This is a genomic window from Nonomuraea sp. NPDC050153 (assembly GCF_044460125.1).
Classification (GTDB): domain Bacteria; phylum Actinomycetota; class Actinomycetes; order Streptosporangiales; family Streptosporangiaceae; genus Nonomuraea.
In genome coordinates this window covers 113,613-127,683 of record NZ_JBITJQ010000012.1, presented here as the reverse complement: position 1 = coordinate 127,683, position 14,071 = coordinate 113,613, and the positions used below count along the sequence as shown (strand labels likewise).

17 protein-coding genes and 1 riboswitch are annotated in these 14,071 nt (G+C 71.3%); of the genes, 10 read left to right on the top strand and 7 right to left on the bottom strand.

The genetic code is table 11. The annotated features are described in order from the left end of the window. The first annotated feature begins 45 nt into the window (after window positions 1-45). Window positions 46-537: a hypothetical protein gene (locus ACIBQ1_RS28435; RefSeq protein WP_397282234.1), complete on the top strand. Its 492-nt coding sequence runs from the start codon at window positions 46-48 to the stop codon at window positions 535-537. A gap of 12 nt (window positions 538-549) precedes the next feature. Here ACIBQ1_RS28435 and ACIBQ1_RS28430 read toward each other — a convergent pair whose 3' ends face one another. From ACIBQ1_RS28430 to ACIBQ1_RS28420, 3 genes are read right to left on the bottom strand one after another with little or no spacing between them, the layout of a single operon-like run. Continuing rightward, window positions 550-906 carry an arsenate reductase family protein gene (locus tag ACIBQ1_RS28430; protein WP_397282232.1) on the bottom strand — a complete coding sequence of 119 codons (357 nt, stop codon included), beginning with the start codon at window positions 904-906 and terminating at the stop codon, window positions 550-552. A gap of 19 nt (window positions 907-925) precedes the next feature. Continuing rightward, a complete protein-coding gene (locus ACIBQ1_RS28425) occupies window positions 926-2,146 on the bottom strand; it encodes a sensor histidine kinase (RefSeq protein ID WP_397282230.1) in 1,221 nt (406 codons plus the stop codon). Next, window positions 2,143-2,799: a response regulator transcription factor gene (locus tag ACIBQ1_RS28420; protein ID WP_397282228.1), complete on the bottom strand. Its 657-nt coding sequence runs from the start codon at window positions 2,797-2,799 to the stop codon at window positions 2,143-2,145. The genes ACIBQ1_RS28425 and ACIBQ1_RS28420 overlap by 4 nt, the downstream gene beginning before the upstream one ends. A 143-nt stretch (window positions 2,800-2,942) precedes the next feature. Between ACIBQ1_RS28420 and ACIBQ1_RS28415 the strand changes: the two genes are divergently transcribed. Genes ACIBQ1_RS28415 through ACIBQ1_RS28400 form a run of 4 tightly spaced genes read left to right on the top strand, consistent with a single transcriptional unit; the run spans window position 2,943 to window position 6,509 of the window. Next, on the top strand, window positions 2,943-3,464 hold the full coding sequence (locus ACIBQ1_RS28415) for a hypothetical protein (protein ID WP_397282226.1): 522 nt from the start codon (window positions 2,943-2,945) through the stop codon (window positions 3,462-3,464). Then, window positions 3,464-4,597 (top strand): efflux RND transporter periplasmic adaptor subunit, encoded by a 1,134-nt coding sequence (locus ACIBQ1_RS28410; protein ID WP_397282224.1) that lies wholly within the window; start codon window positions 3,464-3,466, stop codon window positions 4,595-4,597. Before ACIBQ1_RS28415 ends, ACIBQ1_RS28410 begins: the two co-directional genes overlap by 1 nt. Continuing rightward, a complete protein-coding gene (locus ACIBQ1_RS28405) occupies window positions 4,594-5,289 on the top strand; it encodes an ABC transporter ATP-binding protein (RefSeq protein WP_397282222.1) in 696 nt (231 codons plus the stop codon). The genes ACIBQ1_RS28410 and ACIBQ1_RS28405 overlap by 4 nt, the downstream gene beginning before the upstream one ends. Next, window positions 5,289-6,509, top strand: a complete 1,221-nt coding sequence (locus tag ACIBQ1_RS28400; protein ID WP_397282221.1) for an ABC transporter permease — start codon at window positions 5,289-5,291, stop codon at window positions 6,507-6,509. The genes ACIBQ1_RS28405 and ACIBQ1_RS28400 overlap by 1 nt, the downstream gene beginning before the upstream one ends. A gap of 108 nt (window positions 6,510-6,617) precedes the next feature. On the opposite strand, the gene ACIBQ1_RS28395 is transcribed toward ACIBQ1_RS28400, so the two are convergent. Both ACIBQ1_RS28395 and ACIBQ1_RS28390 read right to left on the bottom strand, forming a co-directional pair. Further along, on the bottom strand, window positions 6,618-7,067 hold the full coding sequence (locus ACIBQ1_RS28395; protein ID WP_397282219.1) for a hypothetical protein: 450 nt from the start codon (window positions 7,065-7,067) through the stop codon (window positions 6,618-6,620). Window positions 7,068-7,119: 52 nt separating this feature from the next. Next, on the bottom strand, window positions 7,120-8,106 hold the full coding sequence (locus ACIBQ1_RS28390) for a rod shape-determining protein (protein WP_397282217.1): 987 nt from the start codon (window positions 8,104-8,106) through the stop codon (window positions 7,120-7,122). A 263-nt stretch (window positions 8,107-8,369) separates the two neighbouring features. Between ACIBQ1_RS28390 and ACIBQ1_RS28385 the strand changes: the two genes are divergently transcribed. The 3 genes from ACIBQ1_RS28385 (at window position 8,370) to ACIBQ1_RS28375 (ending at window position 10,634) form a co-directional block, all read left to right on the top strand. Next, the gene (locus ACIBQ1_RS28385) at window positions 8,370-8,570 is read left to right on the top strand and encodes a DUF5302 domain-containing protein (protein ID WP_397282215.1); all 201 of its coding nucleotides are present in this window, start codon (window positions 8,370-8,372) and stop codon (window positions 8,568-8,570) included. Window positions 8,571-8,738: 168 nt separating this feature from the next. Beyond that, window positions 8,739-8,873: riboswitch (cyclic di-AMP (ydaO/yuaA leader) on the top strand. 186 nt (window positions 8,874-9,059) lie between these two features. Continuing rightward, on the top strand, window positions 9,060-9,749 hold the full coding sequence (locus ACIBQ1_RS28380; protein WP_397282214.1) for a hypothetical protein: 690 nt from the start codon (window positions 9,060-9,062) through the stop codon (window positions 9,747-9,749). A gap of 39 nt (window positions 9,750-9,788) precedes the next feature. Continuing rightward, entirely contained in the window at window positions 9,789-10,634 is an 846-nt protein-coding gene (locus tag ACIBQ1_RS28375; protein ID WP_397282211.1) for an alpha/beta fold hydrolase, read from the top strand. Here the strand turns inward: ACIBQ1_RS28375 and ACIBQ1_RS28370 are convergent. Then, window positions 10,631-11,845 carry an aminotransferase class III-fold pyridoxal phosphate-dependent enzyme gene (locus ACIBQ1_RS28370; protein ID WP_397282210.1) on the bottom strand — a complete coding sequence of 405 codons (1,215 nt, stop codon included), beginning with the start codon at window positions 11,843-11,845 and terminating at the stop codon, window positions 10,631-10,633. The genes ACIBQ1_RS28375 and ACIBQ1_RS28370 overlap by 4 nt on opposite strands. After that, complete coding sequence (locus tag ACIBQ1_RS28365) at window positions 11,842-12,759, bottom strand: carbohydrate kinase family protein (protein WP_397282208.1); 918 nt, start codon at window positions 12,757-12,759, stop codon at window positions 11,842-11,844. Before ACIBQ1_RS28365 ends, ACIBQ1_RS28370 begins: the two co-directional genes overlap by 4 nt. Window positions 12,760-12,805: 46 nt before the next feature. Between ACIBQ1_RS28365 and ACIBQ1_RS28360 the strand changes: the two genes are divergently transcribed. Beyond that, window positions 12,806-13,390 carry a TetR/AcrR family transcriptional regulator gene (locus tag ACIBQ1_RS28360; RefSeq protein ID WP_397282206.1) on the top strand — a complete coding sequence of 195 codons (585 nt, stop codon included), beginning with the start codon at window positions 12,806-12,808 and terminating at the stop codon, window positions 13,388-13,390. 45 nt (window positions 13,391-13,435) lie between these two features. After that, window positions 13,436-14,071 carry a class II aldolase/adducin family protein gene (locus ACIBQ1_RS28355; protein WP_397282205.1) on the top strand — a complete coding sequence of 212 codons (636 nt, stop codon included), beginning with the start codon at window positions 13,436-13,438 and terminating at the stop codon, window positions 14,069-14,071.

Here is a 14,071-nt window from a genome sequence, read left to right as displayed (position 1 = left end):
CCGCCACTCGAAGCATGCGTACCGTTCGACCCAGGGGAGATCATCGTGAAGAAGGTGCTTGTGGCGGTCCTGGCAGGCGGGGCTCTGCTCACCGCCGGCACACCCGCGCTCGCGCAGTCCGCCAAGACCGCGCTGGGGCCGTACGGCTACGGCACGGTCAAGCTCGGCATGAGCGCGAAGCAGGCCAAGGCGACCGGGGCGGTCGTGCTCAAGAGGGCGGGCGAGGCGGGCTCGTGCTCGGGCTGGGACCTGAAGGCCCTCCCCAGCGGCAAGGACGGCGTGGGCCTGTACATCTCCAAGAAGCGCGGCGTGGCCGTGATCTTCGCCGCCAAGGGGGTCAAGACGCCCGAGGGCATCGGCCTCGGCTCCACGATCAAGCAGATCAAGAAGGCGTACCCGGGCGTCAAGACCGCGGCGAGCGGGTTCCCGTACACGACCGTCCCCGGCAACTCCAAGGCCTACTACTCGTTCCTGCTCTCGAAGGGCAAGGTCTACGAGATGGCGCTCGGCCTCAAGACCCAGGACTGCGTCAACTGACCGAGCCGCCGGTCAGGGGAGGACGGACCGTACCGCCTCCTCGGACCGGCCGACCACCGTCGTCCCGTCGTCGGCCGTGATGATCGGCCGCTGGATCAGGATCGGGTTCTCCGCCAGCGCCCTGATCCACCGGTCGCGGGCGTCCGCGTCACGCGGCCAGGCGTCCATGCCGAGCTCGGCCGCCCGCGCCTCGCCGGTCCTGGTGATGTCCCAGGGTTCGAGGCCGAGCCTGGCCAGGACCGCGCCGATCTCGGCCGCGCTGGGCGGGTCCTCCAGGTAGCGGCGCACGGTGTACTCGGCCGCCTCGGCGTCCAGGATGGACAGCGCGGAGCGGCACTTCGAGCACGCCGGGTTGATCCAGATCTCCATGACACCCGACAGTACAGAGCTAATGGGGGGCGAGCGGCAGCGACGCGGTCACGACCAGGCCGCCGCCCTCACGGGGCCGCGCCCTGACGTCCCCGCCATGCGCCACCGCCACCGACCGTACGATCGACAGCCCCAGCCCCGCGCTCCTGGCCGTGATCACGCGCTCGGCCCCGTGCCGGTGGAACGGCTTGAAGAGCTGCGGGATGTCGTACGGCGGCACGCTCGGCCCGGTGTTGCTGACCTCCACCTCGGCTTGCCCACCCGATTCGCCGGCCACGGTACGGCTGACCACCCGCACCCACCCGGTCCCGTCGTCCACGTTGTGCCGGATGCCGTTCTCGACCAGGTTGTGCACCAGCCGTTCGAGCAGCAGGGCGTCCCCGGCGGTGGGCGCCTGCGCGGTGACCTCGTACACGGTGACCTTGGAGTCGTGGGCGTCCGCGGCGGTCTGCCTGACCACGTGCGTCACCACGTCGGCCAGGTCCACCGGGGAGCGGTCCGAGACCTCCTGCTCCGACCTGGCCAGCAGCAACAGCCCGGAGATCAGCCGCTCGTGGCGGGCGTTGATCTCCAGCAGGCTCTCGCCCAGATCCTTGATCTCGGCCGAGGCCGTGCGGCGGTGCATGGCCAGCTCGACCAGCGCCCGGTTCAGCGTCAGCGGCGTGCGCAGCTCGTGCGAGGCGTTCGCCACGAACCTGCGCTGCCCGTCGAAGGACTGGTCCAGCCGCTCCACCATGGTGTCGAACGTGTCGGCGAGCGTCTTGACCTCGTCGTCCGGCCCCTCCAGCGCGATCCGCTCGTGCAGCCCGCGCTCGGCCATGGGCGCGGCGGCGATCCTGCGCGCCGTCTCGGTGACCCGGTGCAGCGGGCGCAGCACCCGTCCGGCGACCACCCAGCCGAGCAGGACGGCCGCGGCGCCGACCACGACCAGCGCGATCAGGCCCTGCGTCAGCAGCGACGTGACGGCCGCGCCGCGCAGCTTCAGCTCCTGCTGCCGTAGCCACTCGTACGCCGCGTCGCCGCTGAGCCTGACCCCGTTCTCGACGAAGAACAGCTGCTTGACGCGGCCCGGCGGGGCGGTGAACCGGCTCTCGAACGAATTCGTCAGCTGCTGGTTGAACAGCAGGTAGGTGACGCCGAGCAGGGTCAGCCCGGCGAGCATGAACACGGCCCCGTACAGCAGGGTGAGCCGCAGCCGCAGCGTGGGCCGCGGCCGTACGAGCCGCCTCAGGACGTTCATGCGATGCGGTACCCGACTCCCGACACGGTCTCCACCACCGGAGGGTCGGCGAGCTTGCGGCGCAGCTTGAGAATGGTGAGCCTGACCGCGCCCGTGAACGGGTCGGCGTGCTCGTCCCACGCCTTCTCCAGCAGCTGCTCGGCCGAGACCACGGTGCCGTTCGCCCGCATCAGCTCCGTCAGGACGGCGAACTCCTTCTTCGCCAACGGGACGAACCGCCCGTTCCTGAAGACCTCCCTGCGCGCCGGGTCCAGCGTGATCCCGGCCCTGCGCAGCACCGGCGGCACCGCCGGTCGCGAGCGCCGTCCCAGCGCCAGGACCCGCGCGGCCAGCTCGGGGAACGCGAACGGCTTCGACAGGTAGTCGTCGGCCCCCAGGGACAGCCCCGTGACCCGGTCGTCGAGCTGGGCGGCGGCGGTCAGCATCAGCACCCGCGCGTCGCGCTCGGACGCCACCAGCTCCCGGCACACGTCGTCGCCGTGCACGCGCGGCAGGTCGCGGTCCAGCACGACCACGTCGTAGTCGTTGACCGCGATCCGTTCCAGCGCCGCCTCGCCGTCATGCGCCAGATCGACCGCGTGCGTCTCCTCGCGCAGCCACTCGGCGATCGCGTCGGCGAGCAGGAGCTCGTCCTCAACCACCAGCACCCGCATCGTGCACCTTTCTTCTGCCTGTGGAACCGAGTGTGGCGTAGCCGGCATTTGCTCCGAATAAGCCGCCGGGGGAAACGCTGAGGAAACAGCGGCCCCTATTGCATCTCCCCTCGAACCACGTTCATTCGATGGAGGAGAACACCATGCGAGGACGAGCTCTCAGCGTATTGGCCCTGGCGCTCACCCTGACCCTGGCCGCCTGCGGTTCGGGCGACGGCGGCGGCTCTGATGTGGCGTCGGTGTCCGGCACCGGCACCCAGGCCGCGGCCAGCGCGAAGCCCAGCGAGGACCCGCAGGATCGCGGTCTCAAATTCGCCCAGTGCATGCGCGAGAACGGCGTCGACGTCCCCGACCCCGAGCCCGGCAAGGGCATCATGATGAAGTTCGACGGCAGCGTCCCTGAGGAGAAGGTCAAGGCGGCCCAGGAGGCGTGCAAGCAGTACGCGCCGACGATGGGCGGGCAGGGCGGCCAGGTCGACCCGAAGAGGGCCGAGGCCCTGCGCAAGGTCGCGCAGTGCATGCGTGACAACGGCGTCGAGTCCTTCCCCGACCCCGAGGGCGGCGGGATGCGCATCACCGGCACGGTCGGCGAGGACCCCGACTTCAAGTCCGCCCAGCAGAAGTGCCAGAAGGAGTTCTCTGAGGCGGGCATGGGAGGCATGTGATGGGGATGGCCACCATCGACGGGAAGGCGGAGCCCGGCTCCCCGCCCTCCCGGCCGCGCCGCCGTCGCGGCCGGGGCAAGGTGGTCGCCGGGCTCCTGATCGCGCTGGCCGCCGCGGGCGGCGGGTTCGTGGCGGTCAACAGCGCCGGCCTGCTGAAGGGCGGTGCCGGCCCCACCCAGACGGCCGCCGCCCTGCCGCCGGCCACCACGACGGTGACCAGGCAGACCCTGAACGACACCAGGGACGCCGACGGCGAACTCGGCTACGGCCCGGTGACCACGGCGGTGAGCAGGAAGCCCGGCACGATCACCTGGCTGCCCGACAGCGGCGCGCAGATCACCCGCGGCCGGTCGCTGTACCGGGTGGACAACCAGCCGGTCATGCTCATGTACGGCGACACGCCCGCCTATCGCGACCTCAAGGCCGGTGTGGAGGGCAAGGACGTCGAGAACCTGGAGCGCAACCTCAAGAAGCTCGGCTACGACGGCTTCACGGTCGACGACGAGTACACCTACGACACGGCCGAGGCCGTCAAGGAGTGGCAGGAGGACCGCGGCCTGGACGAGACGGGCGTGGTCGAGCTGGGCCGGGTCGTCTTCGCCCCCGGCAAGGTGCGGGTGGAGAGCCTGGAGTCCGAGGAGGGCCAGCCGGCCGCGCCGGGGCAGAAGGTCCTGACGTATACCGGCACGTCCAAGGTGATCACGGTCGAGCTGGAGGCCGAGGACCAGCGGATGGCCAAGAAGGGCGCCAAGGTCGAGGTCACGCTGCCGGACGGCAAGAACGTACGGGGCAAGGTCACCGAGGTGGCCACGGTCGTCAAGCCGGGCGAGGGCCAGAACGCCGAACCGGAGACCCGCGTCGAGGCGCTCGTCTCGATCGGCGACTCCAAGTCCGCCAAGGGGCTGGACAAGGCGGCGGTGGACGTGACGTTCACGGCCTCCCAGCGCAAGAACGTGCTGACCGTGCCGATCGCGGCGCTGGTGGCGCTGCGCGAGGGCGGCTACGGCCTGGAGGTCGTCGAAGGGGGCCGGTCCCGCTACATCAAGGTCGAGACGGGGCTGTTCGCCGGGGGACGGGTCGAGGTCAGCGGTGACGGGCTCACCGAGGGCATGGCCGTGGGGATGCCGAAATGACGTACCCCATGATCGAGCTGGCGGACGTGTCCAGGACGTACCCCGGCGACGTGGCGGCGCTGCGGTCGGTGTCGCTGCGCATCGAGCACGGCGAGCTGATCGCCATCGTCGGGCCGTCCGGCTCGGGCAAGTCGACGATGCTCAACGTCGTCGGCACCCTCGACCGGCCCACGTCCGGGACCATCCACATCGACGGGTACGACGTCTCCAAGCTGTCCGACAACCAGCTGTCGGCGCTGCGGGCCACCACGATCGGGTTCGTGTTCCAGTCGTTCCACCTCGCCGCGAAGGTCCCGGCCCTGGACAACGTGGCCGACGGCCTCGTCTACACCGGCCTGAGCCGGTCGGAGCGGCGCCGCCGCGCGGCCGAGGCGCTCGAACGGGTCGGGCTCGGGCACCGGATGGACCACGAGCCGCACGAGCTGTCCGGCGGCGAACGGCAGCGCGTGGCCATCGCCAGGGCGGTGGCGGGCGACCCGCCGCTGCTCCTGGCCGACGAACCGACCGGGGCCCTGGACTCGGTGTCGGGTACGGGGGTGATGGAGCTGCTGCGCGAGCTGAACGCGGCCGGCACCACCATCGTGATCATCACGCACGACCGGGAGATCGCCGCCAGCCTGCCCAGGCAGGTGCGGATGCGCGACGGCCGGATCATCTCCGACACCGCGCGGGTCCCGCTGGAGGTGGTGTGATGGCCGTCTTGGAGGTGGCCCGGCCGAAGTTGTCCCCGGCCAGGATGCGGCCCCGCGACGTGATGCGCGTCGGGGCGGTCGGCCTGCGTACGCGACCGTTGCGGGCCTTCCTGTCGGCGCTCGGCATCGCCATCGGCATCGCGGCCATGGTCAGCGTGGTCGGGCTCTCGTCCTCGTCGGGCGCCGAGCTGGACCGTACGCTCTCCGCGCTCGGCACCAACCTGCTCACGGTCTCGTCCGGCACCACGCTCATGGGCGAGGCCGCGCAGATGCCGAAGGACGCGGAGGCGATGATCGAACGGATCGGCCCCGTCGAGGCGGCCTCGTCGATCGGGCGCGTCGGCGACGCCAAGATCTACCGGTCGGAGCAGATCCCCGAGGCCCAGACCGGCGGCATGACCACGTACGCGGCCCGCCTCGACCTGCCCGCCACCGTCGGCGCGACCCTGCGCGGCGGGACCTGGCTCAACGCCGCCACCGAACGCTACCCGGCCGCCGTGCTCGGCTCCTCCGCCGCCCAGCGGCTCGGCGTCGGCTCGATCGGGCCCGACACGCAGGTCGTGATCGGCGGCGTCCGCTTCGCGGTCGTCGGGGTCATGAACCCGGTGGCGCTCGCCACCGAACTGGACAGCGGCGTCCTGGTCGGCTGGCCGGTGGCGGAGTCCCGGCTGGGCTTCGACGGGCACCCGACCACGCTCTACACCCGCTCGGAGGAGTCCAAGCTGGAGGCCGTCCGCCAGGTGCTGGCCGGCACCGCCAACCCGGAGGCGCCCAACGAGGTGGACGTCTCCCGCCCGTCCGACGCCCTGGCCGCCAAGCAGGCGACCAGCCAGGCGTTCGCCAACCTCCTGTTGGGGGTGGGGGCCGTGGCGCTGCTGGTGGGCGGGGTGGGGGTGGCCAACACGATGGTCATCTCGGTGCTGGAACGCCGCGCCGAAATCGGCCTCCGCCGCTCGCTCGGGGCCACCCGGGGGCAGATCCGCACCCAGTTCCTCGCGGAGTCGCTGCTGTTGTCGGGCCTGGGCGGGGGAGGGGGGATCCTCCTGGGGACGGGGGTCACGATGGGGTACGCGCTGTACAGCGGCTGGCCCTCCGTGGTCCCGGCCTGGGCCACCGGTGGCGGCCTGGCCGCCACCCTCGCCATCGGCGCCGCCGCCGGCCTCTACCCGGCCATCCGCGCCTCCCGCCTCTCCCCGACCGAGGCCCTGTCCACCCCTTGACCTCCCACACCCGGGCCCGACCCTCGTCGGGCCCATCTGGCCAGGGGGTGCGCCTGCGGCCATGCGGTTGCGGCAACGCCAGGCACCCACCTCCGGCCGACGACACGCCTACGGTGGTGAGTCGGTTGTGTAGCAGGTTGTCTTGCCGGTGACGCGCACGCCGGGCCTGTCGCCGGACAGCACGGTCAGCTCGAACGTCAGCCGAGTCTCAGGATTGCGCAACACCGAAACATCCTGATCCCCATCCCGCAGATCCAGATCATCGACCACCCTGTCGTACCCCATCGCCTGGAGCCGGGCGAGCAGCCCGGTGGAGGCGGAGGCGAGGTCGCTCTCGGCGCGGAAGTAGCGCCGCACCTGACCGGGCACGCACGAATCGTCCTCCACCGGCGCCTCCGGCGACAGGCGGAGGCCGGCGGCGCTGAGCAGGGCGCTGCCGTCGGAGTCGAGTCGCCGGGCGGCGTCTTCGAGGGTGGGGAGTTCGGAGGCCGCCGTGCAGGCCGTCATCGCCGCGACGCAGAGGAGCGCCGCGGATAAGCCGTGACGGCAGGCGCGCACGATCGGACCATATCCGAGATCGCCCAGGGTCACCGGCAAAAGGCGGAAAACATCACCGGAGCCGGGTGCGGCCGCCGCGGAGGCGGGCGAGCAGGCCCAGGTCGTTCGCGCAGGCGCCGAGGCCGAGGGCCACGCACTCCAGGGGCCGTTCCGCCTGCCGTACCGGCATGCCCAGGGACTCCCGCAGCCGCGGCGCGAGGCCCGCGAGCAGCGCGCCGCCCCCCACCAGCACCGTGCCGCGCTCCCCGAGGTCGGCGGTCAGTTCGGCGGGGCAGCGTTCGACGGTCTCCATCGCCGCCCACACGATGGACTCGATCGCCGGAGCCGCCGCCTCCCGGATCCGCTCCGTGGGCAGCCGTACGGCGTGCTCGTGGCCGGTTTCCGGGTTCCGCGTGCGTACGGTCACGTCTTCCTGCGACGAGTTCCCGCCGGCGTGGCGCTTGGCCGTCTCCGCCTCGTGTTCGTCGAGGGTGTGGCCGTGCTCGTGTTCGACCAGGCGGGCGATGGCCCGGTTCACGGCCCGGCCGCCGCTGGGGACCGCCGTCGTGGCCACGGCCTCCCCTCCGGAGAGCACGGCGATCCTGGCGGAGTCGCGCCCGACGTCGATGACCATGCCTCCCACGTAGTCACCGACCGGCAGGCCCGCGCCGAGCGCCGCGGCGAGCGAGTGCGGGATCAGCACGATCTGCCTGGCCTCCGCCTCGTACGCCACGTCGCGCAGCGCGGCCCGCTCGATCGGCGTGGCCCCGTCGGGCAGCGCCATGACCAGGCGCGGCCTGGCGAGCGGACGCCGCTGAACCTTGCTCAGGAAGTGCCTGACCATCCGCCGGGCGAGGTCGCCGTCGGCCGGCAGGCCGCCGCTGACCGGCCAGCATGTCTCGTCGCCCGTGGCGTCCGCGCCGTACCCGATGATCTTGCCGGTACGGGCGTCGATCGTCACCGCGGAGGGTTCGTCGAGCACGATGCCCTTGCCCCTGACGTAGATCCGCGTGCGGGCGCCCCCGAGGTCCACCGCCAGGTCGCGGCCGAGGAGACTCATGACAGGACTGAGGGCTTGGCGGTCGTGGCGGGCATGCCGGGTCTATTTCCTGGGCCGTTCCAACCCAACACCAGGAACGGAGTGGTTCCCCTTTACCTGAACGGGCGGGCTCAGCCGCTCCTGAGGGCCTGGTGGCGCTGGTGGTGATGCCGGGCAGGCGGCTGGAGGCGCTCGCCACGCCGCAGGCGAGGGTTGAGGCCAGTTTCGCGTCATAAGCGGCGCCGTGCGAAGCTGTGATAGTCCCCAACACCATGGAGGTCCTCATGGCGGATACACCGGAGCCGGAAGTCGGCGAGACTCCCGAGGACGAGATGAAGCGCAAGTTCCGCGAGGCGCTGGAGCGCAAGCGTAACCAGCACGCGGACTCGGGCGCCGGTGGCAAGGGCGGCGACCCATCGAAGATCCACGGGGCGCACGGTCCGGCTGCGAGTAAAAGATCGTTCAGGCGCAAGAGCGGCGGCTGAGGCCGGGAATTTCCAGGGGGTACGGCAATGCCGTGCCCCCTTTCCTATTGTCAAGGCAGGTAGATCTTTAGCCCGATTCATGACGAAGTGTTTGTGTTTGTCCGGAATACGTGGTTAGAGTGTTGGCCACTTACCAGCCGGTGGCGTGGACCTTACCCAGAAGGGACCAGCCGGCTGGCGCCGAATCCCGATCACTCGGGAACCGGGGACCCACCTCCCTGGGGTGAATCCGACTTTGCGTCGGTAGGGCAGCTCCACGCCCGAACCCGTCAGCTAACCCGGTAGGCGAGATGGAGAGGACATATGCATTACATGAATGATCACGTAGAACACCCCAACCGCGTGATGACGACCGCCTTCTGAGCGGCCCCTTCTCCAGGCTTGTTTCGCGCTCCGCGTAGCTTTCCCCCCGTCAGGTGCTTTGTCCTGCTACGCCCTTTTTCAAGCGAGCGCAACCTCCCTGCCCCCTCGCGAAGGACTTTACTTTTCATGTCTGCACGTTTTGGCCTGCGTACCCTCGCTCTGCTCACCGCCTCCGCCGTCAGCGCTCTCACGATCGCCTGCACCGCGGCCCGCGCCGACTCCAACACGGATGAGAAGGTCCTGCTCAAGGGCTCGACCACGGCCTCGTACTTCTGGGACGACGCCTCGGGCCGCGCCGGGGACACCGGCCTGCCCGCCAGCGGCAAGCCCATGCAGAAAGGCCTGGCCGCCAGCCCGAGCTGGCCGCTCATGACCGAGGGCTACGTGATCCACGACGGCAAGAAACTACCCTTCTTCGTCGGCGACCGCGGCCCGGGCGTGCCCTCCAACAACGGGGTCATGCTGGACCTGGACGGCAAGACGTTCGCGGAGCTGACCGGCGGCACGTTCAACACCGACACGCTCGGCGTCGACGGCATCGGCGGCCAGGGGCACATCAAGGTCGACTACGTCATCACCAAGTGGGGCGACGGGCCCGGCAAGAAGAACTACCCGGTGCCGTTCTCGACCCGCGCCTGGTCCGAGCACGACGACAATCCGGCCGAGCCCCCCGCGGGCGGCGTGGCCGTGCCTCCGGCGCGCGAGGCCGGAGAGTGGAGCGCCGGCGCGGGCGCCGTCGTGGCCAGCGCCGTGGCCGTGGCGGGAGGCGGAGTGGCGCTCGCCAGTGAGCGCATCCGCAACCTCCTCATGGGCTGAGCTTTACGGACCCCGGACCAGAATGTCATTCTGGTCTTCGTGACCATCCGCGCGGCCGCGAACGGCATCGAAATCGCCTACGAGAGCTTCGGCTCGCACGACGGGCGCCCTCTGCTCCTCATCATGGGGCTCGGTGCCCAGCTCATCCACTGGGATGAAGGGCTCTGCGAGCTGCTGGCGGACCAGGGACATCACGTCGTACGGTTCGACAACCGCGACGCCGGTCTGTCCACGCACTTCCACGACAAGGGCGTCCCCGCTGCGGGGGCGCCTTCGCCATATCTGCTGGACGACCTGGCCGACGACACGGCCGGACTCATGGACGCGCTGGGCTGGCCCGCCGCCCACGTGGTCGGGGCGTCGATGGGCGGCATGATCGCCCAGGCACTGGCCATCCGCCACCCGGACCGGGTGCTGACCCTGACCTCGATCATGTCCACGCCCGGCCCCTCGGTGGCCCCGCCCACGGACGCCGCGCTCGCCGCCCTCATGACCAGGCCCCCCGCCGACCGCGAGGCGGTCCTGGCCCAGGCGGTGCGGACCTGGTCGGTCATCGGCTCGCCCGGATACGAGCTGGACCGCGAGCGGATCACCACGCTGGCCGGACTCGCGTTCGACCGCTGCTTCGACCCCGACGGGACGGCCCGGCAGCTGGCCGCCGTCATGGCCTCGGGCGACCGCACGGCGGGGCTCGCCGGCGTGGGGGTGCCCGCGCTGGTGCTGCACGGGGAGGCGGACCAGCTCATCCCGGTCGCGGGCGGGCAGGCCACGGCCACGGCCATCCCGGGCGCCCGGCTGGTGACCTACCCGGGCATGGGCCACGACCTGCCGCGCCCGCTCTGGCCCTCCGTCGTACAGGAGATCGCCAAGCTCACCGCCGCCTAGCCGAAGTGGGCACGGGTCTCCGCGAACGCCTGGTCCGTGCCCTCCAGCGCCCTGGCCACGTCCGCCTCCGTGTGCGCGGCCGACATGAACCAGTTGTGCCACGGGTGCAGGTAGACCCCGTGCCGCAGGCAGGCGTCGCTCCACCACATCGCGACGGACAGGTCGGCGTCCCCGTCGAAGCTGAGCCACGGGATCGTGACGGGGCCGGTCTGGTTCACCACGAACCCGTGGGACTTGGCCTGCGCGTAGAGCCCCTCGCGGAGCTGCGTGCCCGCCCGTTCCATGGCGCCGATGCCGTCGGTGTCGCGCAGCGTCTCGATGGTCGCCTTGGCCGCCGCCATGGCGACCGCCGAGAACCAGAACGACCCCGTCGAGTACAGCGTCTGCGCCGGTCCGCGCAGCGCGTCCGTGCCGGTGACGGCGGCGATCGGGTAGCCGTTCGCCATGGCCTTCGACCAGGCGGTCAGGTCGGGCCGCACGCCGTACGGCTCCCAGGACCCGCGCAGGTCGACCCGGAACCCGGCCCGCACGTCGTCGATCACCAGCGCGGCCCCGAGCCGGTCGGCCAGGGCGCGGGCGCCCCGGGCGAAGGCGGGCTCCACCAGCTCCTGGTCCTCGAACGAGTCGTGCTTGAACGGCGTCACGATGATCGCCGCCACGTCGCCCTCCACGGTCGCCGCCGCGGCCTCCAGCGACGTCAGTGAGTTGTACGTGAACTCCACCAGGTCCGCCCGCTCGTTGGGCGTCGTGCCCGCCAGGGAGGGCGTGCACCAGGGGTCGGCCCCGTGGTAGGCGCCGTGCGCCATCAGGACCTTGGTCCGCCCGGTGGCGGCGCGGGCGACCATGAGCGCCTGCGTGGTGGCGTCGGTGCCGTTCTTGGAGAACATCGCCCAGTCGGCGCTGGGCACGGTGTCCACGAGCAGCTCGGCCAGCTCCACCATGATCGGGCCGGGGCCGTTGAGGCAGTCGCCGAGCGCGGCCTGCCGGGCGGCGGCCTCCTCCACGCGGGGGTGGCGGTGGCCGAGCACGACCGGGCCCCAGCTGCACATGAAGTCGATGTACTCGCGCCCGTCCACGTCCCACTGGCGGCAGCCCTCGCCGCGCTCGAAGAACTGCGGGAATCCGGGGGCGAAGAGGGCGGCGTTCAGGTGCCCGTACATGCCGCCGGGGACGACCTTCAGGGCGCGCTGACGGAGTTCTGCGTCGGTCATCCGAGGATCCTTAGAGTCGAGTCGAGGTCGGTGAGGCCGGCGTCGGAGCCGAGCCCCGTGGCGACGTGGGCGGCGGCGGCCGTGCCCCAGCGGGCCGCGGTCAGCACGTCCTGCCCGTGTAGGAGCCCCGTCAGGAACCCTGCGCAGTACGCGTCCCCGCAGCCGGTCGTGTCCGCGACGTCCACCTTGAGTGCGGGCACCGTCTCCGCTCCCTCCGGGGTGACCACGAGGCTGCCCGCGGCGCCCAGCGTGACGAGCACGCCGCGCGGCCCGTCGGCCAGCAGGGTCCGGGCGGCCTCGTGGACGTCGGAGGCGCCGGCCATGAGAAGGGCCTGCGACTCGTTCGGCAGCACGTAGTCCACGTGCGGCAGGAAAGCGCGGGCCATTCCCAATAAGTCGGGCAGCTCCGAAAGGAGGTCCATGGTGACGAGGGTGCCGGACGCGCGTACCTCGTCCAGGAGGGCGAAGAACGCCGGATCTCCGAGGCCGAACGTGACGTCCATCCCGCCCAGGTGGATCGCCCGCACGCCGCGCAGGACGCCGGGGTCCAGGTCCGCGTACGTCACGCCGAGGTTCGCCCCCGGCACGTGGAAGCTGGGCCGCCCGCCGTCGGGCCTGATGGGCAGGATCGACGCGGCCGTCTGCTCGCCCGCCCGGCGCACGAGTCGCGAGACGTCGACGCCGCGCTTGGTGAGCACCGCCACCAGGAAGTCGCCCAGCTCGTCATCGCCGGCGGCTCCCATGGTGACCACGGAGTTGCCCAGCTTGACCAGATCGACGGCGGTCCCGGCGGCGGCGCCGGCGGCGGTGAGGCGGATCTGGTCCACCAGTACGGTGTCCTGGCCCTCGGGGATGTGATCGATGGGCCTGGCGAGAATGTCGACGATGTGGACGCCGACGGTGGCGACGGTCATAGTCTAAATAGACAGACGTCCGAATAAAAAGTCAATGGAGGAGCCGATGCCCAAGATCGTCGATCACGACGAGCGCAGGCGCGAGGTCCTGTCAGCCGCCCGCCGGGTGATCGTCAGGGACGGCATCGACGCCGCCACCACGCGGGCCATCGCCAAGGAGGCCGGATACTCCAACGGCGTGCTCGCCCACTACTTCGCCGACAAGGACGAGATCCTGCTGTCGGCGCTGCGCCAGTCGCACCAGCGCATCCGCGACCGGCTGACCCGCAAGGTCGAGGGCGTGACGGGGCTGGCCGCGCTGCGCGAGCTGCTGCTGGACAACCTGCCGCTGGACGCCGAGCGCACCCAGGAGTCGCGCCTGGAGGTCAGCTTCTGGAGCCGCAGCCTGGCCTCGGAGCGCCTGGCCGAGGTCCAGCGCACCGAGGCGGACGAGCTGCGCGCCGTCGTACGCGACCTGCTGGCCCAGGCCCGCGCGGCCGGTGAGCTGCGCACCGACGACAACCTGGACGACCTGACCGAGCACCTCCTCGCCCTGGTGGACGGCCTCAGCCTGCACCTGCTCCTCTACCCGGGCCGGCTCAGGCGCGTCGACATCGAGCGGCTCATGCTCCAGGCGCTTGATCGTCTGTAGCGGCGCGATTGCTGGAATTCGGACGACCGACTACATTGCCAGCACATGAGCCTGCGCGAGCAGTTGTGCGAGTACGGCCGGCGCGCGGTCGAGCTCGGCCTGGTCATCGGCACGTCCGGCAACCTGAGCGTGCGCGAGGGGGATCTCGTCGCGGTCACCCCCTCGGGGGCGGCGCTCGACCGGCTGACCCCGGAGATGTGCCCCGTCGTGGACGTCGACGGCTACCTCGTCGAGGGCGAGCTGCAGCCGTCCAGCGAGACCCCCATGCACCTGGCCGTCTACGCGACCACGGACGCCCGGGCCATCGTGCACACGCACTCGGTGTTCGGCACGATCGTGGCCACCACGATGACCGAGCTCCCGCCCGTGCACTACAACGCGCTGATCCTCGGCGGGGTGGTCAAGGTGGCCGAGTACGCCACGTACGGCACGCCCGAGCTGGCCGCCAACGTCCGCGCGGCGATGGAGGGCAAGAAGGCCGCCCTCATGGCCAACCACGGCGGCGTGACCGTCGGGGCGACGCTGGAGGAGGCGTTCGAGGCCACCCGGCTGCTGGAGTGGCTGTGCGAGGTGTACGTCAGGGGGCTCAGCGTGGGCAAGCCCACGATCCTCACGAACGAGCAGCTCGACGCGGTGGTCGAGCGCGCGCTGAACCCCCCGGCGTTCCCGCGCCGCCTATGA